This window comes from Mycolicibacter senuensis (assembly GCF_002101885.1).
Taxonomy (GTDB): domain Bacteria; phylum Actinomycetota; class Actinomycetes; order Mycobacteriales; family Mycobacteriaceae; genus Mycobacterium; species Mycobacterium senuense.
This window is the reverse complement of the sequence record NZ_LQPS01000043.1, coordinates 354,104-379,110: the sequence shown is the minus strand read 5'-3', so window position 1 is coordinate 379,110 and position 25,007 is coordinate 354,104. Positions and strand designations below refer to the sequence as shown.

The window sequence follows — 25,007 nt, the reverse complement described above, 5'->3', positions numbered from 1 at the left end:
CAAGGCCTGACTTCCCCGCACCTAGCCTCATCAAGGAGACCTTCATGCCCGTGGTCGTCGTCGCCACCTTCGCCGTCAAGCCGGAATCAGTCGAAGCCGTCCGGGAGATCTGCGCCAAGTCGGCGGCACAGGTGCACCAGGAGCCGGGCTGCCAGCTCTACTCGGTGCACGAGACCGACGGCGCCTTCGTGTTCATCGAGCAGTGGGCCGACGCCGAGGCGCTCAAGGCGCACTCGACGGCCCCGGCGGTCGCCGAGATGTTCGGCAGCCTCAGCGAGCACCTGGACGGAGCGCCCGACATCAAGATGCTGCAGCCGCTGCCGGCCGGTGACCCGGCCAAAGGCCAACTGCGAGCCGTGTAGTGGGCGCGCTGGACGGCAAGGTCGCATTCATCACCGGTGCCGCGCGCGGCCAGGGCCGGGCACATGCGTTACGGCTGGCCGCCGAGGGCGCCGACATCATCGCGGTCGACCTGTGCCAACAGATCTCCAGCGTGCCGTATCCGCTGGCCACCGCCGACGATCTGGCGGAGACGGTCAAGCTGGTCGACGACACCGGTGTGCGCATCGTGGCCAGGGCGGCCGATGTCCGCGATCGCACCGCCCTGGGCGCCGCTTTGCAGGCCGGCCTCGACGAACTCGGGCGGCTCGATTTCGTGATCGCCAACGCCGGAATTGCTCCGATGGCGGGCGAGGACGCCTGGCAGGACGTGATCGACGTCAACCTCACCGGTATCTACCACACCGTCGATGTGGCGATGAAGCCGATGATCGCTCAAGGTGACGGCGGGTCGATCGTGCTGGTCAGCTCGGTGGCGGGGCTGGTCGGTCTGGCCGCTCCTGCGGCGGGATCGCTGGGTTACGCCGCCGCCAAGCACGGCATCGTCGGACTGATGCGGGTCTACGCCAACCTACTTGCGCCACACAACATTCGGGTCAACTCCTTGCATCCGGCCGGTGTGCAGACGCCCATGATCGACAACGAGTTCACCCGGAAGTGGCTGGAGGGTCTGGAAGGCACGGACACCCGGGGCGGACCCGACATGGGCAACGCGTTGCCGGTGCAGGTGCTGCAACCGGAGGACGTCGCCAACGCCGCATTCTGGCTGGTGTCCGATGCGGCCCGCTACATCACCGGTGTGACGCTGCCGGTGGACGCCGGCTACGTCAATAAGAGGTAGTTCAGATCTCGATGACGGTCGGCACGATCATCGGCTGGCGGCGGTAGCTCTCGCCGACCCATTTGCCGACCGCGCGGCGCACCGCCTGGGCGATCCGGGCCGGGTCGGTGACGCGTTCGGCGGCAAGGGATTCCAGTTCCGCCTCCACCTTTCGGGCCGCCGGTTCCAGCGCCTTGGGATCTTCGGAGAAGCCGCGCGAGTGCAGTTGCGGCGGCGCCACGGCCTTGCCGGTCCCGCGGCGCAGCACCACCGTGATCGCGACGAACCCCGAGGACAGGATCAGCCGCTCCCCCAGCGTGGCATCGCCGACGTCGCCGTCCACCAGCCCGTCGATGTAGACCTTGCCGACCGGGACGGCCCCGGCGATCCTGGCCTGACCGGCGACCAGGTCGACGCTGACACCGTTCTCGGCCAACAGGATCGCTTCGGGCGGCACCCCGGTGCGGGCGGCCAGGGCGGCGTTGGCGCGCAGCATCCGCCAGGTGCCGTGCACCGGCATCACGTTGCGCGGCCGGATCCCGTTGTAGAGGAACAGCAGCTCGCCGGCGTAGGCATGCCCGGAGACGTGCACCCGCGCCGCGGCGTTGGTCACCACCCGCGCCCCGATCTTGGCGAGCGCGTCCATCACGCCGTAGACGGCCTCTTCGTTGCCGGGGATCAGCGACGACGACAACACCACCAGATCGCCCGCGGTCAGCGTGATGGACCGGTGCTCGCCACGCGACATCCGCGACAGCGCCGACAGCGGCTCGCCCTGGGTTCCGGTGGTGACCAGCACCACCTGCTCCGGCGGCATCATCTCGGCAGCACCGATGTCGACCAGATCGGAGTCCGAAACCCGCAGGAAACCCAGTTCTTTGGCGATGCCCATGTTGCGGACCATCGACCGGCCGACGAACGAGACCCGGCGGCCCAGTGCGACCGCCGCGTCGACGATCTGCTGCACCCGGTCGACGTTCGAGGCGAAGCAGGCCACGATCACCCGTCCCTCGGCGCCGCGGATCAGCCGGTGCAGGGTGGGGCCGACCTCACTCTCGCTGGGCCCGACTCCGGGAATCTCGGCGTTGGTCGAGTCGCACAGGAACAGATCCACCCCCTTGTCGCCCAGCCGGGACATCCCGGGCAGGTCGGTGGGGCGCCCGTCCGGCGGCAACTGGTCGAGCTTGATGTCGCCGGTGTGCAGCGCGGTGCCCGCGCCGGTGTGCACCGCGATCGCCAGCGCGTCCGGGATGGAGTGGTTGACCGCGAAGTATTCGCATTCGAACACTCCGTGGGTGCTGCGCTGGCCTTCGGCGACTTGGACGAACACCGGTTTGATGCGGTGTTCGCGGCATTTGGCGGCGACCAGTGCCAGGGTGAACTTCGAACCGACCACCGGGATGTCGGGCCGCAGTTTGAGCAGGAACGGGATGGCGCCGATGTGGTCCTCGTGGGCGTGGGTCAGCACCAGCGCCTCGATGTCGTCGAGGCGGTCGGTGATGTGCCGGATGTCCGGCAGGATCAGGTCGACGCCGGGCTCGTCGTGGCCCGGGAACAGCACCCCGCAGTCGATGATCAGCAGCCGGCCGAGATGCTCGAAAACGGTCATGTTGCGGCCGATTTCGCTGATACCGCCGAGCGCGGTGACGCGTAGTCCGCCGGCGGTCAGCGGACCCGGCGGCTTGAGGTCCTCACTCACCCGCACTCACTCGAGAACCGACGCGGTGCGCATGTCGATGGCCAGTTCGTCGATCTCGGCCCCGGTGGCGGGCACCATCGGCAGCCGCGGGTCGCCGGCGTCGAAGCCCTGCAGTCGCAGGCCGGCCTTGACGAAAGTCACTCCGCCGGTGCGGGCCATGGCGTTGGACAGTGGTGCGATCGAGACGTTGATCTTGCGCGCGGTCTCGACGTCACCGGATTCATAAGCGGCCAGCATGTCGCGCAGCTGGCCCGCCGCGAAGTGCCCGATCACGCTGACGAACCCGGTGGCGCCCATCGCCAGCCACGGCAGGTTCAGCGCGTCATCGCCGGAGTAGTAGGCGACCCCGGTTTCGGCCATGATCTGCGCGCCGGCATGCAGGTCGCCCTTGGCGTCCTTGATCGCCACGATGTTCGGGTGCTCGGCGAGCTCGAAGATGGTGTCCGGGGCGATCGGCACCACCGAACGGGCCGGGATGTCGTACAGCATCACCGGTAGCGCGCTGGCATCGGCGACCGCGGTGAAGTGGGCCAGCAGCCCGGCCTGCGACGGCCGCGAGTAATAGGGGGTGACCACCAGCAGCCCGTGGGCGCCGACCCCGGCGCAGGCCTCGGCCAGCCGGACGCTGTGCTCGGTGTCGTTGCTGCCGGCGCCGGCGATGATGCGGGCGCGGTCGCCGACGGCCTCGACCACCGCACGCAGCAGCGTGAGTTTCTCGTAGTCCGCCGTCGTCGGCGACTCGCCGGTCGTCCCGGAGAGCACCAGGCCGTCACAGCCGGCGTCGACGAGACGGTTCGCCAGCCGTACGGCGGCGTCGGTGTCCACTGAGCCGTCCGCACCGAACGGGGTCACCATTGCGGTCAGAACGGTGCCCATCTGCGCCCTGGCGTCGAATACGGTGCTGCTCACGGCCCCAAGATTACCTGGCGGCGCGAAGTTGCTCAGACTTCGGTGGCGAGCGGACTGGTCGCGACCTCGGTGCCGTCGGCCAGGGCCGCGATCTCGAAGTCGCCGAACGCCGCGGGGGCGAGGTCGATGAGCTGCCGCAGGCACTCGATGGCCAGCCGTCGGATCTCGACGTCGGCGTGCTCGCTGGCCCGCATCGCGATGAAATGCCGCCAGGCCCGATAGTTGCCGGTCACCACGATGCGGGTCTCGGTGGCATTGGGCAGCACGGCACGAGCGGCTTGCCGGGCCTGCTTGCGGCGCAGCGCTCCCATCGTCTCGCCCGCCTGACCTGCGGCGAACTTGGCCTCCAGCCGGGCCAGCAACTCGGCGTAGGCGGCCCGACTGGCGTCGGCGGCCGCAGCGAGGAGCCTCTGCAACTCCGGGTCGTCCTCCATCGCGGGCGGCACCACGATCCGCGAGTCCGGTTCGGGCACGTAGCGCTGCGACAGCTGGGAGAACGAGAAGTGCCGGTGCCGGATCAGCTCATGGGCGGCCGACCGGGAGATTCCGGTGATGTAGAAGCTCACGCCGGCGTGCTCGAGCACCGAGAAGTGCCCGACGTCGATGATGTGTTCGAGGTAGGCGGCGTTGGTGGCGGTTTTCGGATTGGGTTTGGACCAGCTCTGGTAGCAGGCGCGCCCGGCGAACTCGACCAGCGCCGAGCCGCCGTCCGCGTCGGTGTTCCACGGCACGTCCGCGGGCGGGGTGAACTCGGTCTTGGCAATCAGTTGCACGCGCAGCGGCGCCGTCTCGGCCACGGCACTCACCTTAAGGCGTGTCGGCCCGGCGTCAGCCGTTCGGCACCTTCCCGGCGATCTGCCGGGCGATGACGACCGCGGAGTCCTTCGGGTCGACGCTGCAGGTGTTCACGTCGACCACGACGTTGTTGGCCACGGTCAGCGCCCGCCCGCAGGCCTGCCACGCCGATTGGCCGGCGTTCTGCTGGGTCGCGACGGTGCTCAACACGCCCTCGGCGCTCGATATGCGCCCGGCGGTCCATTCCGAACCACTCTGGGTGTGGGTGTACTCGTGGCATTCCGGCCATTGCTTGGCGGAAGCCTCGAAGAACGCCTCGGCTTGGTTGGCGGTCGGGAACAGCACTACCGCCTGATCGACGAAGTGGGCGTTGTCCTCGCCGTCGCTGACACTCTGCTCCCGCACCGCGCTGAAGCCGCTGCGCGCATACACCTGCTCCTGGGCGACGCCGTCGACGGCCAGGCACTCCCTCGGCTGCATCGTCGCGCTGTCGTCGGGCAGCACATCGTGGGGGGCGTGCGCCTTCATGTCGGTCACGCCCATGATCGGGTTGATCTCCGCGGGGGTGAGCAGCAGTGCCCGCAGGCCGTCCTCGCCGACCGGGGCGACGGTGACCGTCGTCGTGGTCGGCGTCGTCGCGACCGTGGTGGTGGTTCTCGCCGAGCCGCCGCTGCCGCCGCATCCGGCGACCACCAGGCAGCCCACCACGACGAAAAACCATGAAACCGAACCCCGCACGCGATCACACCCCGTGTTTCCGACCAGGCTTGTGGATCCGCACGCCAGTGGAAGGCGTCACCGATCAGGTATGCGCAACATTAGCGAAGTCCGGGCGGTACCGCCCGTTGTCGGCGCAGATCCATCCAACACCGTTGACGCCGAACCCTTTTGATCTGCGGGCGACCGAGCCTGCGCCTCCCGACGTTTACGTTGTAACCCGGGCGGGTATCCCGGCGTATCGGCGGCCACCCGGTCGCCTGCTGGGTGGACGGCCCCGCACCGCCGCGGACCGTCTGTCCGGTCTTGATCCGATCAAGAGAGGCACACCACATGAGTGACGACAAGGACAGTGGCCCCGAAGCCGGCATCAAAGGCGTCGTGGAAGGCGTCAAGGGCAAGGCCAAGGAGGCCGTCGGCACGGTGACCGGTGACGACTCGCTCAAGCGGGAAGGCCAGGCGCAGCAGGACAAGGCCGATGCGCAACGCGAGGTTGCGGCCAAAGAGGCGGAAGCCGAGAAGGCCCGGGCCAAGGCCGAGGCAGACGAGGCTCGCGAGCGTGCCGAACAGTAGTCCCACCGGCGGTGCGGTGCCGGCGAGTTCCGACTCGCCGGCACCCCGCATCATTCATCGAGCGCCGCCGGGTCCGCGTTGTGAGGGGGTCGCATGTTGATGCGCAGAATCGCACGTCCGCTGCTGGCGGCGGCATTCATCGGGCAAGGAGTGGAGGCGTTGCGCCGGCCGCAGCAGGCCGGCCAGACGGCCCGCCCGGCGTTCGACGGGCTGCAACACCTTCCGGACGAGATCACGGCGAAGGTGCCATCCGACGTCGAGACGTTCGCCAAAGCCAACGCGCTGGTCCAGATCGGCGGCGGCCTGTTGCTGGCCAGCGGCAGGCTGCCTCGGGTGGCCGCTGCGGCGCTGGCATGCACGGTCATTCCGGGCAGCGCGGGCGGCCACATGTTCTGGATGGAGCCCGACCTGCAGCGCCGGGCCCAACAGCGCCAAGCGTTCCTGACCGACGTCAGCCTGATCGGAGGGTTGATGATCGCGGCGGCCGACACCGAGGGAAAGCCCTCGCTGGGCTGGCGGGCCCGGCGAGCCGCCCGGCACGCCTATCAGCGCGCGGCCACCGCTGTGCCGGGCATGCACGCCACTTCCGGTGATGCGGTGCTCGAGACGGTCGGCGAGAAGCTGAGCGCGGGTCTGCAGGCCGGCGCCGAACACGGCCGCGACCTCGCCGAACTGGTGGGTGAGCGGGCCGGACCACTACTCGAGGCGGCCGGCGAACGCGGCGCGCAGTTCGCCGAGGTCGCCGCCGACCGCGGCACCGACCTGGCGCAGGCGGCCCGCGAGAGCGCGACCACCTTCGCCGAGAGCGCTCGCCGGCACCTTCACCGACCCGACACCCACCGCGGCCGGTGATGTCATCGGCGTAACCGCGGACGGCGCAGCTCGGCTACCAGATCGCCGCGCTCGCCGACGCTGACCCGGCTCAATCCCAGCCAGGACGCCATGGTCTCCAGCTCGGTCAGCAGCGCCTGCGCCACCCGCTGACGGGCATGGCCCGCTTCGGCGAACGCCCCAGCGACGTGCAGCGCCCCGGCTCGGCGGTCGGCCTTGAGGTCCACCCGGCCGACCAGCTGCCCATCCAGCAGGAACGGCCACACGTAGTAGCCGTATCGTCGCTGGACCGCCGGGGTGTAGATCTCGATCCGGTAGTGGAAATCGAACAGCCGCTCCACCCGGGGACGGAAGAAGATCAGCGGGTCGAACGGGCACAGCAGCGCGGTGCCCCGATCAGCCCGGGGAATCGGCTGGCCGGCCCGCAGGTAGGCCGGCGCGTCCCAGCCGGTCACCGTCACCGGCTCCAGGTCGCCGGCGGCCACCAGCGCCGCGATCGCCGGTTTGGCCTGGCCGGCCGACAGCCGGAAGTAGTCGCGCAGATCGGCCTCCGTGCCGACCCCCAGGGCGGTCGCCGCCCGCAGCACCAGTTCCCGCACCGCCTCGGAGTCGTCGACGTGGCGCGCCAGCACCTGGGCCGGCAGCACGTTCTCCACCAGGTCGTAGTGCCGGGCGAATCCCACCCGGGTGGCGGTGGTCAGCACCCCGGCGGCGAACAGCGCCTCGGCCACCCACTTGGTGTCGCTGCGGTTCCACCAGGTTCCCTTACCGCGCTGGTGCCCGGCCGCCAGATACGCCTCGATCTGCCCGGCGGTCGCCGGCCCGAGTTCGGCGACAGCGGCGACGATGTCGTCGGCCAGCTCCGGGTTGGGCGCTACGTTGCCCCACCGGCCGTGGGTGTATCGCCGCATCCGCCAGCGCAACAGCGGCCAGTCCTCGACGGCCATCAGCGCGGCCTCGTGCGCCCAGTATTCGACCAGCAGCCGCGGTGAGCGGTCGCTGTGGCTCCAGGCGGCGCGGTCCAGCACCGTACGGTCGTAGCAGCCCAGCCGGCTGAACACCGGGGCGTAGTGGGCGCGCACCGCCACCGACACCGAGTCCAGTTGCAACACCTGGATGCGGGAGATCAGCCGCCTCAGGTGCGCCCGGGTGATGGCGGCGCGTGGTTTGGCAGCAGCGAATCCCTGTGCGGCGACCGCGATCCGGCGCGCCTGCGCCGAGGTCAACGACGCCATCAGCGATGGTAGCTGCAGAACCGGTACCGCAGGCCGCGCGCGCTGGTGAGCCAGGGCCCCACGGTGCCCCGCCAGCTTTCGTCGAGCACCGGCGCGACCGCGTCCTCGTCGCGCCGGGGCAGGTCGATCTCCACCTCGGTCACCTCGCACCGGTCGGCCAGCGGCAGTGCCAGCGCGTAGATCTGCGACCCGCCGATCACCCAGGTCTCGGCATCGGTCAGTGCCGACTCGAGTGTCGGTACCACCTCGGCGCCCTCGGCGCGGTAGTCGCTGCGGCGGCTGACCACCACGTTGGCCCGGCCGGGCAGCGGCCGCACGCCGGCTGGCAGCGATTCCCAGGTCAACCGGCCCATCACCACCCGGTGCCCCAGGGTGAGCTCCTTGAAGCGCGCCTGGTCTTCGGGCAGCCGCCACGGGATGCCGCCGTCACGCCCGATCACCCCGGACGCCGACTGGGCCCAGATCAGACCCACCTTGGCCGAGGGGCTCATACCGCGACGGGCGCCTTGATCGCCGGGTGCGGGTCATAGCCCAGGATCTCGATGTCGTCGAAGCTGTAGCCGAAGATCGAATCCTTTTGTGCCAGCGACAGTTTCGGGTAGTCACGGGGCTGCCGGGACAGCTGTTCGCGCACCTGCTCGACATGGTTGTCGTAGATGTGGCAGTCCCCGCCCGTCCAGACGAACTCTCCGACGTCCAACCCGGCCTGCCCGGCCATCATGTGGGTGAGCAGCGCATAGCTGGCGATGTTGAACGGCACGCCGAGGAACAGGTCGGCGCTGCGCTGGTAGAGCTGGCAGGACAGTCGCCCGTCGGCCACATAGAACTGGAACAGTGCGTGGCACGGCGCCAGCGCCATCTTGTCCAGTTCGCCGACGTTCCACGCCGAGACGATGATGCGGCGCGAATCCGGGTCGGTGCGCAGCAACTCCACCGCGCGCGCGATCTGGTCGATGTGCTGCCCGCTCGGTGTCGGCCAGGAGCGCCATTGCACCCCGTACACCGGCCCGAGATCACCGGTGTCGGAAGCCCATTCGTCCCAGATGCTGACACCGTGTTCTTTGAGCCAAGCGATGTTGGAGTCCCCGCGCAGGAACCACAGCAGCTCGTAGACCACCGATTTGACGTGCACTTTCTTGGTGGTGATGAGCGGGAAGCCGGCGGCCAGGTCGTAGCGCAACTGGTGGCCGAACAGGCTGCGGGTGCCGGTGCCGGTTCGGTCGGCTTTGGGGGTGCCCTGCTGCAGCACCAGCCGCAGGAGGTCCTCATACGGTGTGGCGATCGGCACGCCGCCAGCTTACGGGAGTAGAAACGAGACCATGCCTAGCCACGCTGACGCCATCACCACGCCCGACGGCAGCTGCGACGTGCAGCTGTTCACCCCGGACGGTCCGGGGCCCTGGCCCGGCGTCGTCATGTACGTCGACGCCGGGGGCGTCCGCGACACCTTCGACAGCATGGCCGCCGAGCTGGCCGATTTCGGCTATGCCGTGTTGCTGCCGGACGTGTACTACCGCCATCCAGGCTGGGCGCCGTTCGACATGGCCACGGTCTTCGGCGACGCCAAGGAGCGAGCCCGGCTGTTCTCGATGATCGGCGGCGTGACCCCGGAGATGATGGCGGCCGACGCACGAGCGTTCTTCGACTACCTGGCCGCGCGTCCGGAGGTTCGCGGAGACCGGTTCGGGGTGTGCGGCTACTGCATGGGCGGGCGCACCGCGCTGGTGGTGGCCGGACGCGTTCCCGATCGGGTGGCCGCGGCGGCGTCCTTCCACGGCGGCGGTCTGGTCACCGACGCGGCCGACAGCCCGCACCTGCTGGCCGGGCAGATGCGCGCCAGGATCTACGTGGCCGGCGCCGAGAACGACGCCTCGTTCACCAAGAAGCAGGCCTCGACGTTGACGGATGCACTCGGCGCCGCCGGTGTCGAGCACACCGTCGAGTTCTACCCGGCCGCCCACGGCTTTGCGGTCCCCGACAACCCGCCGTACGACGCAGACGCCGCGGCCCGGCACTGGACGGCGATGCGGGAGGTGTTCGCCGGTGCGCTGAGCCGGTAGGCACGCCGGCCGGGCCTAGCCGGGATGCAGGGCGTCGGCGAGGTGGTCGGCGATGCAGACCTCACCCAGCTCGGTGTCGCGGGTCTCGCGCATCACCAGCACCGCCGCGAAAGACAGCGCGGCCGCGAGCGACAGGTAGATGCCGACCCAGCGCACGCCGAACCCGGTGGCCAGCCAGGTGGCGATGAACGGCGCCACCGCCGCCCCCAGGATGCTCGCCGCGTTGTAGGACACCCCCGAACCGGTGTAGCGGACATTGGTCGGGAACAGTTCGGGCAGCACCGCGCTCATCGGCCCGAATGCCAGGCCCATCAACGTCATTCCGATGATCAGGAAGACCAGTATCGCCGCGGGCGGTCGGTCCGGGCTCAAGAAGATACCGAAGGTGGTGCCGTACACCATGATTCCGGCGATGAAGACCAGCAGCACCGGGCGACGCCCGAATCGATCGGCCAGCATGCCGGACAGCGGCAACACGGCTATGAAGAACAGCACCCCGATCAGCTGCAGCCCGAGGAAATCCGCGTAGCTGTAACCCAGCCCGGTGCCCTGCGGTGGCCGTTTGGTGGTGGCGTGGCTCAGCGTCCACGTCGTCACGGTGTAGAACAGCGTGTAGGTCGCCACCATCACCAGCGTGCCGATGACGAGCTCGCGCCAGCTGTCCCGGAACACCTGGGCGATCGGCGCGGTGAGGCGTTCACCGCTGTCGATCGCCTGGGTGAACACCGGTGTCTCGGTGAGCCGCAGCCGGACGTAGAGTCCGACGCCGACCATCACAGCGCTCAGCAGGAACGGGATGCGCCAGCCCCAGCTCAGAAACGCCCCGGAGTCGTCGCCGCCGGCGGTGGCCGGCCCCAGCAGCTTCAGCAGCAGCAGGAACAGCGCGGTGGCGAAGAGAAATCCCAGCGGGGCGCCCAGTTGCGGCCAGATGCCCGCCGTTGCCCGCCGGCCCGGTTTGGCGGTCTCGGTGGCCAGCAGCGCCGCACCGCTCCATTCGCCGCCCAGCGCCAGGCCCTGGCTGAACCGCATGACGGCCAGCAGGACCGGTGCGGCCAGGCCGATGTGGTGATAGGTCGGCAGCAGCCCGATCAGGAACGTCGCGATACCCATGACCAGCAGTGAGGCGACGAGCGTTGCCTTGCGGCCCAACCGGTCGCCGAAGTGGCCGAACAGCACCGAGCCCAACGGCCGGGCCACGAACGCCAGGCCGAAGGTGGCCAACGACGCCAACAGTGCTGCGGTGGGGTTTCCCGGGGGGAAGAACAGGTGCGGAAAGACGGTGACCGCCGCGGCCGCGTAGACGTAGAAGTCATAGAACTCGATCGTGGTGCCGATCAGCGCCGCCACCGCTATTCGTCTGCGCGGAACCCCGTCGATGAGATCCGGTTCCAGGGTGCGGGTCACCGGCTCCCCTCAGATCCCCGCTTCATCGGCAACCTCGCGGGCCTTGCGCACGAGTGCGTCGATCCACCCGGTGATCGGGGTCCCGGCGGCCGCCTTGTTCTGCGGGTTGTCCAGCACCCGCCGCACGATCCCCTCGGCGATGATCGCGACCTTCCACAGCCCCAGAGCATGCCAGTACTGCAATGTCGCCGCGTCGCGCCCGGTCTGCTCGAGGTAAACCCGGGCCAGTTCGGCCCGGTCGGGGAAGCCGTCCAGCGTGCTGAGGACGAATTCTCCGGCGATGTCCTCCTCGCCGGGTTCCGGCCAGTACGCCAGCAGGCTGCCCATGTCGGCCAGCGGGTCGCCGAGGGTGGACAGCTCCCAGTCCAGCACGGCCACCACCTGCCCGCTCTGCGGTGAGGTGATCACGTTGCGCAGGTGAAAGTCACCGTGCACCAAGGTGAGTTCGTGTTGCGGCGGTGCCGCCGCGACCAGCCGCCGGGTCAGGTCATCGAGCGCGGGCAGTTCGCGGGTCTTGGACTTCTCCCATTGACCGGCCCAGCGTTTGAGCTGACGCTGGGCGTAGGGCTTGTGGCTGGCCAGATCGTCGAGGCCGACAGCTTTGATGTCGACGGCGTGAATCGTGGCCAGCGTCTTGGGCATCGACAGCCCGATCTGCCGGCGCCGCTGCGGTGCCAGCGACTCGGCGACCGACATCCGGTCGGCCACCACCCCGTCGACGTACTCCATCAACAGCAGCGGCGTGCCCTCCGAGTCGCGCGTCATCCCGTACACCCGCGGGGTGGGCACCGCGGTGTCCTCCAGGGCGGCAAGAATCCGTGCCTCCCGGGCGACGTCATGGGCCGACGCCAGCAGTTCGCCCAGCGGCGGCCGGCGCAGCACCCACCGGTGGTCGGCGGCATCGGAGACCAGGTAGGTCAGGTTCGACTGCCCGATCCCGATCCGCTCGAACTTCACCGGGCGGCTCACCGGAATACCCAGCTGCGCGATCCAGCGCGCGATCATCGGCGGGTGAACGCCGAGCACCTCAGCCACTGTGGCCTGCCCGGAAACCGGTTGCGTCACCGAGGATCTGGCCGCCGTCGATCACCAGCGTCTGCCCGGTGATCCAGCTCGCGGCATCGGAGACCAGGAATGCGACCGCATCGGCCACATCGACCGGTTCCCCGATGCGTCCCAGCGGCGTCGTCGTCGACAACGCCTGCTCGTGCTCCTGCCAGAGCACCTCGGCCAGCTTGGTGCGCACCACGCCGGGGCAGATGGCGTTGACCCGCACGCCCGGTGAGAGCTCCAGGGCCAGCTGCTTGGTGATGTGGATCAGCGCGGCCTTGGTGGCGTTGTACATGCCCATCAGCGGTGCGGAGCTCATCCCGCCGATCGAGGCGGTGTTCACCACCGCGCCGCCGTGCTCGGACATCCACGACTTGACCGCGCATGACGTCCACAACAGCGGTCCCCACAGGTTGACGTCGAAGATCTTGGCGAACCGGCCGTGGTCCTGGTCGATCAGCGGACCGAACGCCGGATTGGTGCCGGCGTTGTTGACCAGGATGTCGATGCTGCCGAACCGTTCCAGCGTGAGGTCGACACAGCGCTGGGCGGCGTCATCCTCGGCGACATGTGCGGCCACCCCCAGCGCGTTGCCGTCGACCTGGGCGGCCGCAGCGTCGGCGCTCTGCTGGTCGCGCGAGGTGAGCACCACATTGGCGCCGGCCTGGGCCAGTCGCTGTCCGATCGCCAGCCCGATGCCGCGGGAGGCGCCGGTGACGATCGCGGTGCGGCCGGTCAATTCCGCCGTCGTCACTGCGCGGCCTCCCGGTACTTCTTCAGCTCCTGCCGGGCGATGGCACGCTTGTGGACCTCGTCGGGACCATCGGCGAGCCGCAGCGTGCGCAGGTGCGCCCAGAACCCGGCCAGCGGGAAGTCCTCGGTGACGCCGCCGGCGCCGTGCACCTGGATGGCCCGGTCGACGATCTTCAGCGCGATCTCTGGTGCGGCGACCTTGATCGCCGCGATCTCGACCTGCGCGGCCTTGTTTCCGACGGTGTCCATCAGGTAGGCGGCTTTGAGGGTGAGCAGCCGGATCATCTCGATGTCGATGCGCGCCTCGGCGATCCAGTCGCGGATGTTGGCGTTGTCGGAGACCGGCTTGCCGAAGGTGACCCGGGATTGCGCGCGCCGGCACAGCAGTTCCAGCGCGCGTTCGGCCATGCCGATGCAGCGCATGCAGTGGTGGATGCGGCCCGGGCCGAGCCGGGCCTGGGCGATCGCGAAGCCCTCCCCCTCGCCTTTGAGCACGTCTTTGGCCGGCACCCGGACATCGTTGAAGTCGATCTCGGCGTGGCCCTCGCGGTCCTGGTAGCCGAAGACCGAGAGTCCGCGCATGACGGTGACGCCCGGGGCGTCCATGGGAACCACCATCATCGACTGCTGCCGGTGGGTGGCGGCGTCGGGATCGGTCTTGCCCATCACGATCATCACCTGGCAGTTTTGGTGTAATGCGTTGGAGGCAAACCATTTCCGTCCGTTGAGGACGTATTCACCGCCATCTTTGACCATCGACAGCTGCACGTTGGTGGCATCTGAGCTGGCCACCGCCGGTTCGGTCATCGCGAACGCCGAGCGGATCTTCCCGTCCAGCAGCGGCTTGAGGTATTTCTCCTTGTGCTCATCGCTGCCGAACAGCGCGAACACTTCCATGTTGCCGGTGTCGGGGGCGCTGCAGTTGGTCGCCTCCGGCGCCAGTTGCGGGCTGCGGCCCATGATCTCGGCGAGCGGCGCGTATTCGAGGTTGCTCAGGCCGGGGCCGACGTCGGGGTGGGGGTGAAACAGGTTCCACAGACCGCGGTTTCGCGCCTCGGACTTCAACTCCTCCAGGATCGGGGGCTGAAAATGTGGGTTGCCGGATTCGGCCATCTGCGTCTCGTAGACCGACTCCGCCGGATACACAAGGGCGTCCATGAACTCCAACAGGTCCGACCGGTACTTGGCCGCGCGCTCCGACATCTCGAACAGTGACATGCAGACTCCTCTTCTAGGACACTTCGGGATCAAGCAGGCCGCGCTGGTAGCGGCGCATGCCGCGCAACCAGCGGTCGTAATCGGCTCCCTTGAACCGGTACATCTCCAGCACCGCCGGATGCGGCAGGATCAGGAAGCGTTCGTCGTCGATGGCGGCGAGCACCTCGTCGGCGACGGCGGCCGGCTCGAGCACCTCGCCGGCCGCGGTGACCGCCCGGGTGGCGAGATCACCCTGCGGGTCGCCGGATTGTTCGCCGGCGTAGAGCAGCTTGGTGTTGACACCCATCGGGCACAGGCAGCTGACCCGCACGCCCTGATCGCCGTAGGTGATGTTGAGCCATTCGGCGAATCCGACGGCGGCGTGTTTGGTGACCGCGTAGGTGACGCCACCGAGTTGGGTGAGCAGGCCGGCCGCCGACGCGGTGGACACGAAGTACCCCTGGCCACGGCGCACCCAGTCGGGGACCAACAGTTTCGCGGCGCGGATGTGGGCCCGCAGGTTGACGTCGATCGCCTGGTCCCAGTCGCCGTCGTCGGCCTCCAGGCCGGGCGCGCCGGTGATGCCGGCGTTGGCGAAGTACATGTCGACCGGGCCGTAGTGGTGTTCGGCGAGCGCGATCAGCCCCCGGATCACCTCGGTATCGGAGACGTCGCCGCCGCTACCCACCGCCGCGCCCGGGTGCTCGCCGTTGATGCCGTCGGCCACTGCCGCGGCGGCCTGCGCATCGAGGTCGGCCACCACCACCGTCGCCCCGGCCCGGGCCAGCGCTGTAGCCAGTGCCCCGCCGATGCCACCGCCGCCCCCGGTGACGATGGCGACCCGCTCGGCAACCTTCATGGGCACCTTCCCTCACTGTCGATAGTTCGTCACGGTAATTGAGGCCGATTTCAGCTTCAACTATTGGCGGTCGGGGAAACGCAGGGCGTTGGCCCACAGTCGGGTCACCGTGTCCACCAGCGCCTCGAAGTCGATGTCGGCCGCCTCGTCGAGCACGAACGCGCCGTAGGCCAGCCGGCTGACCATGCCCGAGAGCGCCAGGGATGCCAGCAGGGGGTCGACGTCGGCGCCGGCGATCCCCCGCGCCTGCAGGTCGGCGATTCCGGCCGCATTGCGCTGGACGAACGCATCGGCCCGCTGGGAGCGGAAGGCACGGAAGGTGGGATCGATCTGGGCCACCTGTTCGAGCAGTCCCATCAGCTTCGCATTGCGCCGATATGCCTCCAGGTAAGCACGATTGCTCGCCTCGAGTACCGCATAGGGATCGTCGGCGCCGCCGACCCGGCCCATTCCCGGATGCATCATGTCCCGCTGTGCCTGTTCGAGGACGGCGGCGAAGATCTCCTCTTTGTTCGCAAAGTAGGTGTAGAACGACCCGGTGGCGCAACCGGCCGCCTTGGTGATGCCGGTCAGCTTCGCGTCGAGATAGCCGTCCCGCTCGAACACCTTGCGGGCGGCGGCGACCAGCGCGGCCCGGGTCCGCGCGCCGCGCACCGTCGCCGGCGGTTGGCGGGTCGGGGCGACCGGCACCTCTTCCATCCCGGCAGCTTAGCTGAATCCGACGTCAAGTTCATCCATGGCGGCGCCGTCGGCGAGTCCGCCCAGCATGGCGTCGGCCTCCGGTTCGGGCAGTGACTCCACCCCGCGCAGCTTGCGTTCGATGGCGCGGGTGCGAACGCCCGCGGTGTCGATGGTGTTGCGGGCGGTGTCGAGTTGCTTGCGGGTCTTCTCCAGCACCGCGGCGAACTTTCCGAACTCGGTTTTGACCGCGCCGAGCACCTGCCAGACCTCGCTGCTGCGCTGCTCGATCGCCAGTGTGCGAAAGCCCATCCGCAAGCTGTTGAGCAGCGCCGCCAGCGTGGTCGGGCCGGCGAGGGTGACCTTGTACTTGGCCTGGATCTGTTCGAACAGCCCCGGTTGGCGCAGCACCTCGGCGTAGAGGCTCTCCGTCGCCAGGAACAGGATCGCGAAATCGGTGGTGTGCGGCGGCGAGAGGTACTTGTCGCAGATGTCGCCGGCCTCTGCTTCGATCCGCCGGATCAACGCCTGCCGCGCGGCGGTCTCCCCCGCGGCGTCGGCGCTCTCCTGCGCGTCGAGCAGGCGCTCGAAGTCCTCCCGCGGAAACTTGGCGTCGATCGGCAGCAGCACTTCGCCGGCGCCGGATCCGCCGGGCAACCGGATCGCGAACTCCACCCGGGCAGCCGATCCCGGCACGGTGGCCACGTTGGTGACGTACTGCTCGGGCGTCAGCGTCTCGGCCAGCAGCGCCGCCAGTTGCGCCTCGCCGAAGATGCCACGAGTCTTGACGTTGGTCAGGACCCGCTTCAAGTCGCCCACCCCGGTGGCCAGCGTCTGCATCTCGCCCAGTCCCCGCTGCACGGCCTCCAGCCGCTCGGAGATCTGCGTGAAGGACTGGGCCAACCGGGTTTCCAGCGTCGCTTGCAGCTTCTCGTCGACCGTGGCGCGCATCTTCTCCAACTGCGCGGTGTTCTCGGTCTGCAGGCCCTTGAGTTGGCGATCCAGCGTCGCGCCCAGTTTGTCCTGGGTGCCCTGCAGGGTCGTCCCGAAGCGGTGCAGCGTCAGCTGCCATTGGTGAAACGCCTGCGCGAGTTCGGCACGCCCGGCGTGTTGCTCTTCGCGCAGCGTTCGCTCCACCCGCTCGCTGTCGCCGCGCAGCGCGGCGAGCTGTTCGGGTGAGATCGCTCCGCCGCCCGGCCGCAACAGCATCACGAGCTGGAGGAACACCGCCAGCAACGCAAGTGACGTAAGCAGGATCAGCAGGGCGGTGTCCATACCGGGCAAGGTAGCGCGAGCCACCGACAACTAGCCGGTCGACAGTCCCGCGATCCACCGTCGGGATTCCGCCGGGTCGATGACGTCGTCGAGTTCGAAGGTGGTCGCCGCGCTCAGCGCCCGCCCGCGCCGGTAGGCCGCCGCCACCAGTTGCTCGAACAGCTGTTGACGCTGATCGGCGTCGGCGGCCTCGGCGAGTTCCTTGCGGTACCCGAGCCGTACCGCCCCTTCCAGTCCCATCCCGCCGATCTCGCCGGTCGGCCAGGCCACGGTGAACTGCGAAGCGTGAAACGAACCGCCCGCCATCGCCATCGCGCCCAGGCCGTAGCCTTTGCGCAGCACGATCATTCCCATCGGCACCGTCAGACGGGCCCCGGCGATGAACATCCGGCTGAACCGGCGCACGGTGGCCTCCCGCTCGGCTTCCGGGCCGACCATGAATCCCGGGGTGTCGCACAGCGTCACGACCGGCAGCCGAAACGACTCGCACAGCGCGAGGAAGTCGGCGGTCTTATCGGCCGCCTCGGCGTCGATGGCACCGCCGAGGTGATGGCTGTTGTTGGCCAGCAGCCCGTACGCCACACCGCGCACGCGCACCAGGGCGGTCACGACGCCGATGCCGTGATCCGGCCGTAGTTCCAGTGCCGAATCGACGTCGACGATCGCCTCGATCGCCCGGCGCACGTCGTAGGCCCGTAACCGGTTCTGCGGCACCACATGCCGTGCCAGTCTCGGATCGGGTTCGTCCCAGTCGGTGACGGCGCCGCGGAAGTAGGACAGGTAGCGCCTCGCCAGCATCACCGCGTGTGCCTCGTCAGCGGCTGCCAGCGCCACCACCCCGTTGCGGCGCTGCACCTCGATCGGGCCGATCTCTTCGGGCCGGTAGACCCCCAGCCCGCCGCCTTCGATCATGGCCGGGCCGCCCATCCCGATATTGGCGTCGGGCGTCGCAATGATCACGTCGCACACGCCGGCCAGGGCGGCATTGCCGGCGAAACAGCGGCCGGACACGACAGCCACCAGCGGCACCCGGCCGTTTAGTGCCGCCAGCGCGCGAAACGTCATGAGATCAAGCCCCGCCACGCCTGCCACGTCGGTGTCGCCGGGCCGGCCGCCGCCGCCCTCGGCGAACAGCACCACCGGTATCCGCCGGCGGGCCGCCAACTCGAAGAGCCGATCGGTCTTGGCGTGGTTGCGCATGCCCTGAGTTCCGGCCAGCACGGTGTAGTCATAGGAGGCCACCGCCACCTGCGCCGAATCGATGGTCGCCAGTCCGGCGACCAGGCCGTCGGCCGGCGTGTTGGCGATCAGGTCCTCCTCGGAGCGCCGGCTGCGCTGCGCGGCCAGCGCCAGCGCCCCGTACTCGACGAAGCTGCCGGGATCGACCAGGTCGGCGATGTTCTCCCGGGCGGTGCGCCGTCCCTTCCGGTGCCGTTTGGCGACGGCCTCGGGTCGGCCGGCGTCGCGGGTGAGCCGGTGGCGGTCGGCGACCTCCTCGAAGTCGGCCCGCGGCGAATCCAGGTCCGGGCCGCCGTCGGCCGCCTGGCCGGTCTCATCGCCGGTGCCGGCGAACACCAGCAGCGGTTCGCCGGCGGCGACGACCTGCCCGACGGCGACCAGTGCACGCACCACTGCACCCGGAGCGGCGAGCACGTGTTGCATCTTCATCGCCTCCAGCACCACACCGCCGGGCTCCACTTCGACCACCGTGCCCGCCATCGGTGCGTACAGCACATGTTCGCCCGGCCCCAGAGCCGTTGTGGGCGCCCGATGCTCGGCCTTGCTCGGCGACGACGCCCCGACCAGGGCGGGCAGCCGCCGGCCCAGCCAGCCGGTGGTGACGGTCCCGGTCGCCGGCTCCGCCTCCGACAGCACCGCAGCCAGCAAGGCGGTGTTGGTGCCGACCCCGTCGACGATCAACTCCGACAACGCAGTACGGGCCTTGCGGAGCGCGGCGGCCGGGGAGGTGCCGGGCACGTGGGTGATCACCTTGGCCAGCAGCGAATCGTAGCGGGGGCTGATGGTCAGGCCGGGGCGGGCATAGGTGTCGACCCGGATTCCCGGGCCGCTCGGCGGCGTGAACGCCGTCAGGGTGCCGACGCAGGGTTGCACCGCACCGTCGGCGGCCACCGTCTCGGCGTTGACGCGGCATTCGACCGCGATCCCGTGAGCGCGCGCCGGCTCCCCGGTTTCCCGGCCGTCGGCGGCGACGACCCCGGCCGGCAGGGCCAGGTCATCGAGGGTGGCGCCCTCGGCGATCCGGAACTGCACCGCCACCAGATCCAGCCCGGTCACCGCCTCGGTGACCGGGTGCTCGACCTGAATGCGCGGGTTGACCTCCAGGAAGACGAAATCGTCTCCGGTGACCAGGAATTCCACCGTCGCCAGGCCCCGGTACCGGCCTGCTGCGCACAGTCGGGCCGCCGCCCGGTGCAGTTCGGTGCGCAGCTCGCCGGAGACCGCCGGGGCGGGCGCGATCTCGATCAGCTTCTGGTAGCGGCGCTGGATGCTGCAGTCGCGATCCCCCACCGCCAGGGCCCGCAGGCCGTCGGCGACGATCTGCACCTCGACGTGGCGGGCATCGGCGATCAACTCTTCGGCGAACACCGCCGCCGTGCCGAAGCCCAGCCTGGCCTCCTCGGCGCACCACCGGTAGGCGTCGTCGAGTTGACCGGCTTCGCGTACCGCGCGGATCCCCCGGCCGCCACCGCCGGCGAGCGCCTTGAGCATGATGCCGCCGGGATGGGCACGCAGGAAGTCGCGGATCTGATCCAGGCCGCCGGCGCGGTCGGTGGCGGCCGGCACCGGCAGGCCCGCGGCGATCGCGGCAGCGCGAGCCGCCGACTTGTCGCCGAAGGTGTCGAGCAGATCCGGATCCGGCCCGACGAAGATTCGCCCGGCGGCCGCGACCGCTCGGGCGAATGTCGGGTTCTCCGAGAGGAACCCGTAGCCGGGATGAATCAGCACCGCGCCGGATTCCTTCGCCGCCGCCAGGACGGCGTCCTGATCGAGGTAGCCGGCGGGGCCGGCGCCGGACAGCGCGATGGCGTCATCGGCGGCGCGCAGGTGCGGACTGTCCACGTCGTCGGTGGCATAGACCGCAACGGTGCGATAACCGGATTCGGCGGCGGTGCGGATGATCCGCAGGGCGATCTCGCCGCGGTTGGCGATCAACACCGCGTTCGGCGGGGCGTGGATGGCGCTCACCGCAGCGGGTCACCCCACTGCACCTGCTCACGCAGCCGCCCCTTGAGCAGCTTGCCGCTGGCGGTGCGTGGCAGTTCCTCGGCGACGACCGTGATGTATTGCGGCACTTTATAGTCCGCCAACTGACCGCGGCAGTGATCGAGCACCGCTGCCACGTCAACATCTGCCCCGAGCAGCACCGCGCCCACCTTCTCACCCATCACGTCGTCGGGAACCCCCAGCACACAGGCGTCGGCGACCCCGGGCGCCGACAGCAACGCGGCCTCCACCTCGACGCTGGAGACATTCTCGCCGCCGCGGATGATGATGTCTTTGAGCCGGTCGATGATGTGCACCCGGCCGGCATCGTCGACGCGGACCACGTCGCCGGTGTGCAGCCAGCCGTCGATGATGGTGGTGGCGGTGGCATCGGGCCGATTCCAGTAGCCGCCCATCACGTTCGCGCCCCGCACCACCAGCTCGCCGGTGGTCGGATCGCCGGCGTTGTGGTCCAGCGGTGCGACGCCGAGGTCTCCCGAGGGCACCGCGTAGCCGACCGAGTCGGCGTGGGCGACGGCGTCGGAATCCGGCAACACCGTCATCAGCGAGGCCGTCTCGGTCATACCGTAGCCGTTGAACACCGTTGCCGCACCGAATGCGTCGCGCAGCGACCGCACCAGGGCCGGGGCGATCGGCGCACCACCGTAGCCGACCCAGCGCACCCCGGCGACGTCCAGGCCGGCGAAGTCCGGGTGCCGAAGCAGCAGCGAATAGATCGCCGGAACCGTTACCATCGACGAAATCCGTTGCGCAGGAAGCGTGGCGATCAACTCCGGCAGGCTCAGCGCCGGCATGATCACCGCCGTTCCCCCGGTGTAAGCGGCCACCAGCAGTTGCGAATTGCACCCGGTCACGTGGAACAGCGGTACGGAGATCAAGGTGCGCAGTTCCTCGCCCACCTGTCGGGACTGCCCCATGGAACGCAACATGTTCTCGGCGTTGGTCAAGAATGCCTCGTGGGTGGTCGGCACACCTTTGGGGCGTCCGGTGGTCCCGGAGGTATAGAACAGCGCAGCAACATCGGCCGGCTCGAGACCGTCCACCACATACGGTTGGCCGTCGGGCAGCGCGGCGCCCGGCGCCAGGTCCACCCGCACGCCGGCATCGGTGAGCACGAAGTCGACCTCCGGTGCGGCAGAACGGGTGTTGACGGCCACCGGGATGCCACCGGCCATCAGGGTTCCCCAGAACGCCAGCACCCAGTTCAGTCCCGCCGGGTAGCGCAGTCCCACCCGGTCGCCGCGTCCCAGCCCGCCAGCGCGCAGTCCGCCGGCGACCCGCGCCGCGCGCTGCCACAACTGCCGGTAGGTCACCGCGCCGGCCCCCAGTTCCACAACGGCCTCGGCGTCCGGCCGGCGCTCGGCCTGCTCGGCCAGCACATCGAGCAGGGTGGCAGGCAACTGCTGGTAGTGCGCGACGCCGTTGCCGTCGCGGGTCACCCCGGTCGTCGGATAAGGGTTGTGCCGCCGCGAGATCTCGACGATGCCCGTCATGACCGGCGCCGCCGTGCACTGGCCAGGGCTCGCATCGTCCCGCGCAGCGCGTAGACCGCTGTCATCACGCATGCCAGCAGCAGCACGATGAACATCGGCAACCAGTTGCCGCGCTGATGGTCGACATGCCACCAGACATAGCTGAACAGCACCGAGCACACGAACAGCACCACGTCGCGCCAGTTGCCCTGATAGGAGATCGCCGCGGCCCGCAGCGCCCGGCTCCGATCGAACGCGGCGACCAGGTCATCGATGCGCTCGTCGATGGTGCGTTGCAGCTCGGCCCGCCGCTCGGCCTGTTCGGCCGGGATCCGGTCGAGCAGGTCGAGATCCTGCTTGATGAGGTTGCGCGGGTCCGGGCCCCTCAGCTGCCCGGCCGCCGCCGTCAGCAGGGCGCCACCGAAGACCGGCGCCGCGCCCAGCGCCATGCTCGACAGAGAGGGCATCGTCGTGGCGTTTCCTTTCCCGCTGTCTCCCCCGGGTCACCCTACGACGGCTGACCCAGTTGCACGGTGCCGTCCGGGCCGATTCGCCAGGCCGGGTTGTGGGCGATCTCCCAGATCAGTCCGTTGAGGTCCTGCACGTGGGCGTGGAACACCCCGCCGAACCGGCCGGGCTGCGGGTTTTTGAGGACTGTTCCGCCGACGCCGGCCATGGCGCCGGCCAGCGCGGTCACGTCGTCGGGGCTGTCGACGTTGTGGGCCAACGTGATCCCGGAGATCCGGGAATGGTCGCCGGGTGGCATCCAGATCTTTTGCGGCGACGGTGACGAAGTGCAACTGCTGTTCCATGCGTAGCACGCCTAGAAGGTCCGTCTCCACAACCCTCCGGCTGTGGCCGCAGTTATCCACAAGCAGCTACCCGACAAAAACTTGAGTCAGTGGAATCCGCTATACTCGAACACATGTTCGACTCGTCATTGTCGGGACCTGAGGCGCTGGCCGATGCCGATGACCGTGCGCTGATGGCGACGATCACCGGCTGGGCTCGGGTGGAGGCCGCCGCGGCCGCCCACCGGCTGGCCGCGATCGGAGAGCTGGTTGCCCGGCGTATCAGCGGTGACGGGTTCGACCGGTCGCGCTGGTCGTGCGACAACTGGGACGGCGCGGCCGCCGAGGTGGCCGCCGCCGAACAGATCAGTCACGGCATGGCGTCCTCGCAGATGTATCTGGCCAGCGCCCTGCGCGACCGGATTCCCCGGGTGGCGGCGCTGTTCCTGGCCGGCCGGATCAGCGCCCGGCTGGCCTCGGCGATCGCCTGGCACACCACGTTGATCACCGATCCGGGTGTGCTGCTGCTCGTCGACGCCGACCTGGCCGAGCTGGCCACTTCGCTCGGCCCGCTCTCGGTTGCCAAAACCGCAGCTGCCATCGACGCCTTGATCGAACGCCACGATCCGGCTGCGGTTCGCCGGATGCGCGACCAGGTGCGCGGGCGTGACGTCGTGATCGACACCGACCGGACCGAAGGCGGGATCACTGGCCTGTGGGGCCGGTTGTTCGCCGTGGACGCCGCCGCCCTGGATCAGCGTCTGATGCAGCTGGCTCACACCGTCTGCGACGACGACCCGCGCACGCTGGCCCAGCGCCGCGCCGACGCGCTCGGTGCCCTGGCCGCCGGCGCTGAGTTCTTGGCGTGCGCCTGCGGGCGATCCGACTGCCCCGGCGCCGGGAACGCCGATGCACGGGCAACCAATGTCGTGGTGCACGTCGTCGCCGAAGCCGCCGCCGTTGATGCCGCTGCGGACCCGCAGTTGTCCGGGGAGATCGAACTCGACGGGCCGGGCGCTCGCCCACAGCCGGCTGCCACCCGGCCTGGTGCGCCGTCGGGGCGCATCATCGGTGGCGGGAGCGTGCCACCGGGCCTACTGGCCGAGCTGATCGCCGGCGGGGCCGCCGTCAGGCCGCTCCGGCAGCCCGCCGAATCATCGGCCCAGCCCGGCTACCGGCCGTCTGCGGCGCTGGCGGCATTCGTCCGCGCTCGTGACATGACCTGCCGGTTTCCCGGGTGTGACCGCCCGGCGACGCGCTGCGACATCGATCATGCGGTTGCCTTCCCGTTCGGGCCGACGCATCCGGGCAACCTGCGTTGTCTTTGCCGAAAACATCACCTGCTCAAGACCTTCTGGACCGGCGCCAGTGGCTGGCATGATCACCAGCACCCCGACGGCACGATCGACTGGACATCGCCCACCGGCCACACCTACACCACCCGGCCGGGTAGTCGTCTGTTGTTCTCCGGTCTGTGTCTGCCCACCGCCGCGCCGGCGGCCGCCGCTCCCGCACCGCCGCCCGATTCGGGGCGGGAGGTCATGATGCCGATCCGCCGGCGCACCCGCGCCCGGGACCGGCTCAGCTGCATCCGGGCCGAACGCGCCCGTAACCTCGGCCAACTCGATAAACCGCCGCCCTAGTGACGGGCCGGAGATCCGTCAGCTCTTGAAGGGCAGGACCTTGTCGAGCTGGTCGAGTTGCTTGCGCAGGTCGTGGATCAGCGCGGTGCCCTTCGCCGTCTGCGCCACGGCATGGATGCCGTTGTGGTGCTTGGCCAGTTCCGCGATGTCGTCGTAGGCGGTGCGCACCGACTCCAGGGTGCGCGCAAGCAGGTCCGTCGTGGACGCGGTGTCGTTTGGTTGGGTCACGGCATCGCAGCTTATCGCCTGATCCTGGAGACTGCGTGCAAACCAGGACCGCAAACCCGGCAAACCCCGGCGTCATCCGGGCTAATCTCTCCGCAGCACGCCGGGCGGGAAGGAGACGACCGTGACGCGATACCTCACCGGGGGTCTGGCCGCCATGCTGGTGGCCGCCGGCCTGATGGCCGGGTCGGCGATCGGCTCGGCGCCGCAGGCCCATGCCGGTTGTCAGGACAATCCGCTGCTGTTCTTCTCCACCGCCCAGAAGTGCGACGGCCCGATTCAACCCGACGGCAGTTGGCAGCGGTGCGTGATCTACTACTACGAACCGCCGAAATCACCGCCGTCGCAACAGGACTGCCATCAGATGGGGCCGCTGGGCCGACAGTATCCGTTCCACTCGTTCTACCAACCGGAGAACCGCATCGGCCCGTAGCGG

25 protein-coding genes and 1 pseudogene are annotated in these 25,007 nt (G+C 69.4%); 7 read left to right on the top strand and 19 right to left on the bottom strand.

The genetic code is table 11. From position 1 onward, the window contains the following. Positions 1-44 precede the first annotated feature (44 nt). Positions 45-362, top strand: coding sequence for a putative quinol monooxygenase (locus tag AWC24_RS16140; protein WP_085086604.1), 318 nt, complete (start codon positions 45-47; stop codon positions 360-362). After that, complete coding sequence (locus tag AWC24_RS16135) at positions 362-1,180, top strand: mycofactocin-coupled SDR family oxidoreductase (protein WP_085086602.1); 819 nt, start codon at positions 362-364, stop codon at positions 1,178-1,180. The genes AWC24_RS16140 and AWC24_RS16135 overlap by 1 nt, the downstream gene beginning before the upstream one ends. A 1-nt stretch (position 1,181) precedes the next feature. Here AWC24_RS16135 and AWC24_RS16130 read toward each other — a convergent pair whose 3' ends face one another. From AWC24_RS16130 to AWC24_RS16115, 4 genes are all read right to left on the bottom strand, one after another. Continuing rightward, positions 1,182-2,858 (bottom strand): ribonuclease J, encoded by a 1,677-nt coding sequence (locus tag AWC24_RS16130; RefSeq protein ID WP_085087125.1) that lies wholly within the window; start codon positions 2,856-2,858, stop codon positions 1,182-1,184. 6 nt (positions 2,859-2,864) lie between these two features. Then, on the bottom strand, positions 2,865-3,734 hold the full coding sequence (gene dapA / locus AWC24_RS16125) for a 4-hydroxy-tetrahydrodipicolinate synthase (protein ID WP_407663443.1): 870 nt from the start codon (positions 3,732-3,734) through the stop codon (positions 2,865-2,867). Positions 3,735-3,799: 65 nt separating this feature from the next. Next, entirely contained in the window at positions 3,800-4,564 is a 765-nt protein-coding gene (gene thyX, locus AWC24_RS16120; protein WP_085086598.1) for an FAD-dependent thymidylate synthase, read from the bottom strand. A 31-nt stretch (positions 4,565-4,595) separates the two neighbouring features. Beyond that, on the bottom strand, positions 4,596-5,300 hold the full coding sequence (locus AWC24_RS16115) for a sensor domain-containing protein (RefSeq protein WP_085086596.1): 705 nt from the start codon (positions 5,298-5,300) through the stop codon (positions 4,596-4,598). 312 nt (positions 5,301-5,612) lie between these two features. On the opposite strand from AWC24_RS16115, the gene mbp1 reads away from it, so the two are divergent. Beyond that, entirely contained in the window at positions 5,613-5,852 is a 240-nt protein-coding gene (gene mbp1, locus AWC24_RS16110) for a microaggregate-binding protein 1 (RefSeq protein WP_013829436.1), read from the top strand. A 93-nt stretch (positions 5,853-5,945) separates the two neighbouring features. Continuing rightward, positions 5,946-6,704 carry a DoxX family protein gene (locus AWC24_RS16105; RefSeq protein WP_085086594.1) on the top strand — a complete coding sequence of 253 codons (759 nt, stop codon included), beginning with the start codon at positions 5,946-5,948 and terminating at the stop codon, positions 6,702-6,704. Positions 6,705-6,706: 2 nt separating this feature from the next. Here the strand turns inward: AWC24_RS16105 and AWC24_RS16100 are convergent, their stop codons facing one another. Genes AWC24_RS16100 through AWC24_RS16090 form a run of 3 tightly spaced genes read right to left on the bottom strand, consistent with a single transcriptional unit; the run spans position 6,707 to position 9,206 of the window. Further along, positions 6,707-7,918 carry a winged helix-turn-helix domain-containing protein gene (locus AWC24_RS16100; RefSeq protein ID WP_085086593.1) on the bottom strand — a complete coding sequence of 404 codons (1,212 nt, stop codon included), beginning with the start codon at positions 7,916-7,918 and terminating at the stop codon, positions 6,707-6,709. Further along, positions 7,918-8,409, bottom strand: a complete 492-nt coding sequence (locus AWC24_RS16095) for a dihydrofolate reductase (RefSeq protein ID WP_085086591.1) — start codon at positions 8,407-8,409, stop codon at positions 7,918-7,920. Before AWC24_RS16095 ends, AWC24_RS16100 begins: the two co-directional genes overlap by 1 nt. Then, positions 8,406-9,206, bottom strand: a complete 801-nt coding sequence (locus AWC24_RS16090) for a thymidylate synthase (protein ID WP_085086589.1) — start codon at positions 9,204-9,206, stop codon at positions 8,406-8,408. The genes AWC24_RS16095 and AWC24_RS16090 overlap by 4 nt, the downstream gene beginning before the upstream one ends. A 31-nt stretch (positions 9,207-9,237) precedes the next feature. On the opposite strand from AWC24_RS16090, the gene AWC24_RS16085 reads away from it, so the two are divergent. Further along, positions 9,238-9,978, top strand: coding sequence for a dienelactone hydrolase family protein (locus AWC24_RS16085; RefSeq protein WP_085086587.1), 741 nt, complete (start codon positions 9,238-9,240; stop codon positions 9,976-9,978). 15 nt (positions 9,979-9,993) lie between these two features. On the opposite strand, the gene AWC24_RS16080 is transcribed toward AWC24_RS16085, so the two are convergent. The 11 genes and pseudogenes from AWC24_RS16080 to AWC24_RS16030 all read right to left on the bottom strand — a co-directional run. Continuing rightward, on the bottom strand, positions 9,994-11,382 hold the full coding sequence (locus tag AWC24_RS16080) for an MFS transporter (RefSeq protein ID WP_085086585.1): 1,389 nt from the start codon (positions 11,380-11,382) through the stop codon (positions 9,994-9,996). A 9-nt stretch (positions 11,383-11,391) separates the two neighbouring features. Beyond that, positions 11,392-12,387 (bottom strand): phosphotransferase family protein, encoded by a 996-nt coding sequence (locus AWC24_RS16075; protein WP_085087123.1) that lies wholly within the window; start codon positions 12,385-12,387, stop codon positions 11,392-11,394. 22 nt (positions 12,388-12,409) lie between these two features. Next, complete coding sequence (locus tag AWC24_RS16070) at positions 12,410-13,186, bottom strand: SDR family oxidoreductase (RefSeq protein ID WP_085086583.1); 777 nt, start codon at positions 13,184-13,186, stop codon at positions 12,410-12,412. Further along, entirely contained in the window at positions 13,183-14,403 is a 1,221-nt protein-coding gene (locus AWC24_RS16065; protein WP_085086581.1) for an acyl-CoA dehydrogenase family protein, read from the bottom strand. The genes AWC24_RS16070 and AWC24_RS16065 overlap by 4 nt, the downstream gene beginning before the upstream one ends. A gap of 13 nt (positions 14,404-14,416) precedes the next feature. Next, a complete protein-coding gene (locus tag AWC24_RS16060; protein WP_085086579.1) occupies positions 14,417-15,241 on the bottom strand; it encodes an SDR family oxidoreductase in 825 nt (274 codons plus the stop codon). Positions 15,242-15,301: 60 nt separating this feature from the next. Further along, positions 15,302-15,940 carry a TetR/AcrR family transcriptional regulator gene (locus AWC24_RS16055; protein ID WP_085086577.1) on the bottom strand — a complete coding sequence of 213 codons (639 nt, stop codon included), beginning with the start codon at positions 15,938-15,940 and terminating at the stop codon, positions 15,302-15,304. Positions 15,941-15,949: 9 nt separating this feature from the next. Continuing rightward, positions 15,950-17,194 (bottom strand): DNA recombination protein RmuC, encoded by a 1,245-nt coding sequence (locus tag AWC24_RS16050; protein WP_085086575.1) that lies wholly within the window; start codon positions 17,192-17,194, stop codon positions 15,950-15,952. 30 nt (positions 17,195-17,224) lie between these two features. Then, the gene (locus tag AWC24_RS16045; protein WP_085086573.1) at positions 17,225-20,401 is read right to left on the bottom strand and encodes an acetyl-CoA carboxylase family protein; all 3,177 of its coding nucleotides are present in this window, start codon (positions 20,399-20,401) and stop codon (positions 17,225-17,227) included. Beyond that, a complete protein-coding gene (locus tag AWC24_RS16040) occupies positions 20,398-21,933 on the bottom strand; it encodes a class I adenylate-forming enzyme family protein (protein WP_174813602.1) in 1,536 nt (511 codons plus the stop codon). Before AWC24_RS16040 ends, AWC24_RS16045 begins: the two co-directional genes overlap by 4 nt. Beyond that, positions 21,930-22,379 (bottom strand): hypothetical protein, encoded by a 450-nt coding sequence (locus AWC24_RS16035; protein WP_085086571.1) that lies wholly within the window; start codon positions 22,377-22,379, stop codon positions 21,930-21,932. The genes AWC24_RS16040 and AWC24_RS16035 overlap by 4 nt, the downstream gene beginning before the upstream one ends. Before the next feature lie 41 nt (positions 22,380-22,420). Beyond that, positions 22,421-22,672, bottom strand: a pseudogene (locus AWC24_RS16030) (VOC family protein); the annotation flags it as partial. A gap of 165 nt (positions 22,673-22,837) precedes the next feature. On the opposite strand from AWC24_RS16030, the gene AWC24_RS16025 reads away from it, so the two are divergent. After that, positions 22,838-24,346: an HNH endonuclease signature motif containing protein gene (locus AWC24_RS16025; RefSeq protein ID WP_085086569.1), complete on the top strand. Its 1,509-nt coding sequence runs from the start codon at positions 22,838-22,840 to the stop codon at positions 24,344-24,346. Between the two features lie 18 nt (positions 24,347-24,364). On the opposite strand, the gene AWC24_RS16020 is transcribed toward AWC24_RS16025, so the two are convergent. Next, positions 24,365-24,574, bottom strand: a complete 210-nt coding sequence (locus tag AWC24_RS16020) for a hypothetical protein (protein WP_085086567.1) — start codon at positions 24,572-24,574, stop codon at positions 24,365-24,367. Positions 24,575-24,695: 121 nt separating this feature from the next. Here AWC24_RS16020 and AWC24_RS16015 point away from each other — a divergent pair, with 121 nt between their 5' ends. Continuing rightward, a complete protein-coding gene (locus AWC24_RS16015) occupies positions 24,696-25,004 on the top strand; it encodes a CDGP domain-containing protein (RefSeq protein WP_085086565.1) in 309 nt (102 codons plus the stop codon). Positions 25,005-25,007 lie beyond the last annotated feature (3 nt).

What these genes read in the sequence shown, in the direction of transcription:
- AWC24_RS16105 (WP_085086594.1), top strand. Translation starts at nt 5,946, where the DNA reads ATGTTGATGCGCAGAATCGCACGTCCGCTGCTGGCGGCGGCATTCATC.
- AWC24_RS16140 (WP_085086604.1), top strand. Translation starts at nt 45, where the DNA reads ATGCCCGTGGTCGTCGTCGCCACCTTCGCCGTCAAGCCGGAATCAGTC.
- dapA (WP_407663443.1), bottom strand. Translation starts at nt 3,734, where the DNA reads ATGGGCACCGTTCTGACCGCAATGGTGACCCCGTTCGGTGCGGACGGC.
- AWC24_RS16040 (WP_174813602.1), bottom strand. Translation starts at nt 21,933, where the DNA reads ATGACGGGCATCGTCGAGATCTCGCGGCGGCACAACCCTTATCCGACG.
- AWC24_RS16075 (WP_085087123.1), bottom strand. Translation starts at nt 12,387, where the DNA reads ATGATCGCGCGCTGGATCGCGCAGCTGGGTATTCCGGTGAGCCGCCCG.
- AWC24_RS16055 (WP_085086577.1), bottom strand. Translation starts at nt 15,940, where the DNA reads ATGGAAGAGGTGCCGGTCGCCCCGACCCGCCAACCGCCGGCGACGGTG.
- AWC24_RS16095 (WP_085086591.1), bottom strand. Translation starts at nt 8,409, where the DNA reads ATGAGCCCCTCGGCCAAGGTGGGTCTGATCTGGGCCCAGTCGGCGTCC.
- AWC24_RS16100 (WP_085086593.1), bottom strand. Translation starts at nt 7,918, where the DNA reads ATGGCGTCGTTGACCTCGGCGCAGGCGCGCCGGATCGCGGTCGCCGCA.
- AWC24_RS16025 (WP_085086569.1), top strand. Translation starts at nt 22,838, where the DNA reads ATGTTCGACTCGTCATTGTCGGGACCTGAGGCGCTGGCCGATGCCGAT.
- AWC24_RS16065 (WP_085086581.1), bottom strand. Translation starts at nt 14,403, where the DNA reads ATGTCACTGTTCGAGATGTCGGAGCGCGCGGCCAAGTACCGGTCGGAC.
- AWC24_RS16050 (WP_085086575.1), bottom strand. Translation starts at nt 17,194, where the DNA reads ATGGACACCGCCCTGCTGATCCTGCTTACGTCACTTGCGTTGCTGGCG.
- AWC24_RS16085 (WP_085086587.1), top strand. Translation starts at nt 9,238, where the DNA reads ATGCCTAGCCACGCTGACGCCATCACCACGCCCGACGGCAGCTGCGAC.
- AWC24_RS16035 (WP_085086571.1), bottom strand. Translation starts at nt 22,379, where the DNA reads ATGCCCTCTCTGTCGAGCATGGCGCTGGGCGCGGCGCCGGTCTTCGGT.
- AWC24_RS16060 (WP_085086579.1), bottom strand. Translation starts at nt 15,241, where the DNA reads ATGAAGGTTGCCGAGCGGGTCGCCATCGTCACCGGGGGCGGCGGTGGC.
- mbp1 (WP_013829436.1), top strand. Translation starts at nt 5,613, where the DNA reads ATGAGTGACGACAAGGACAGTGGCCCCGAAGCCGGCATCAAAGGCGTC.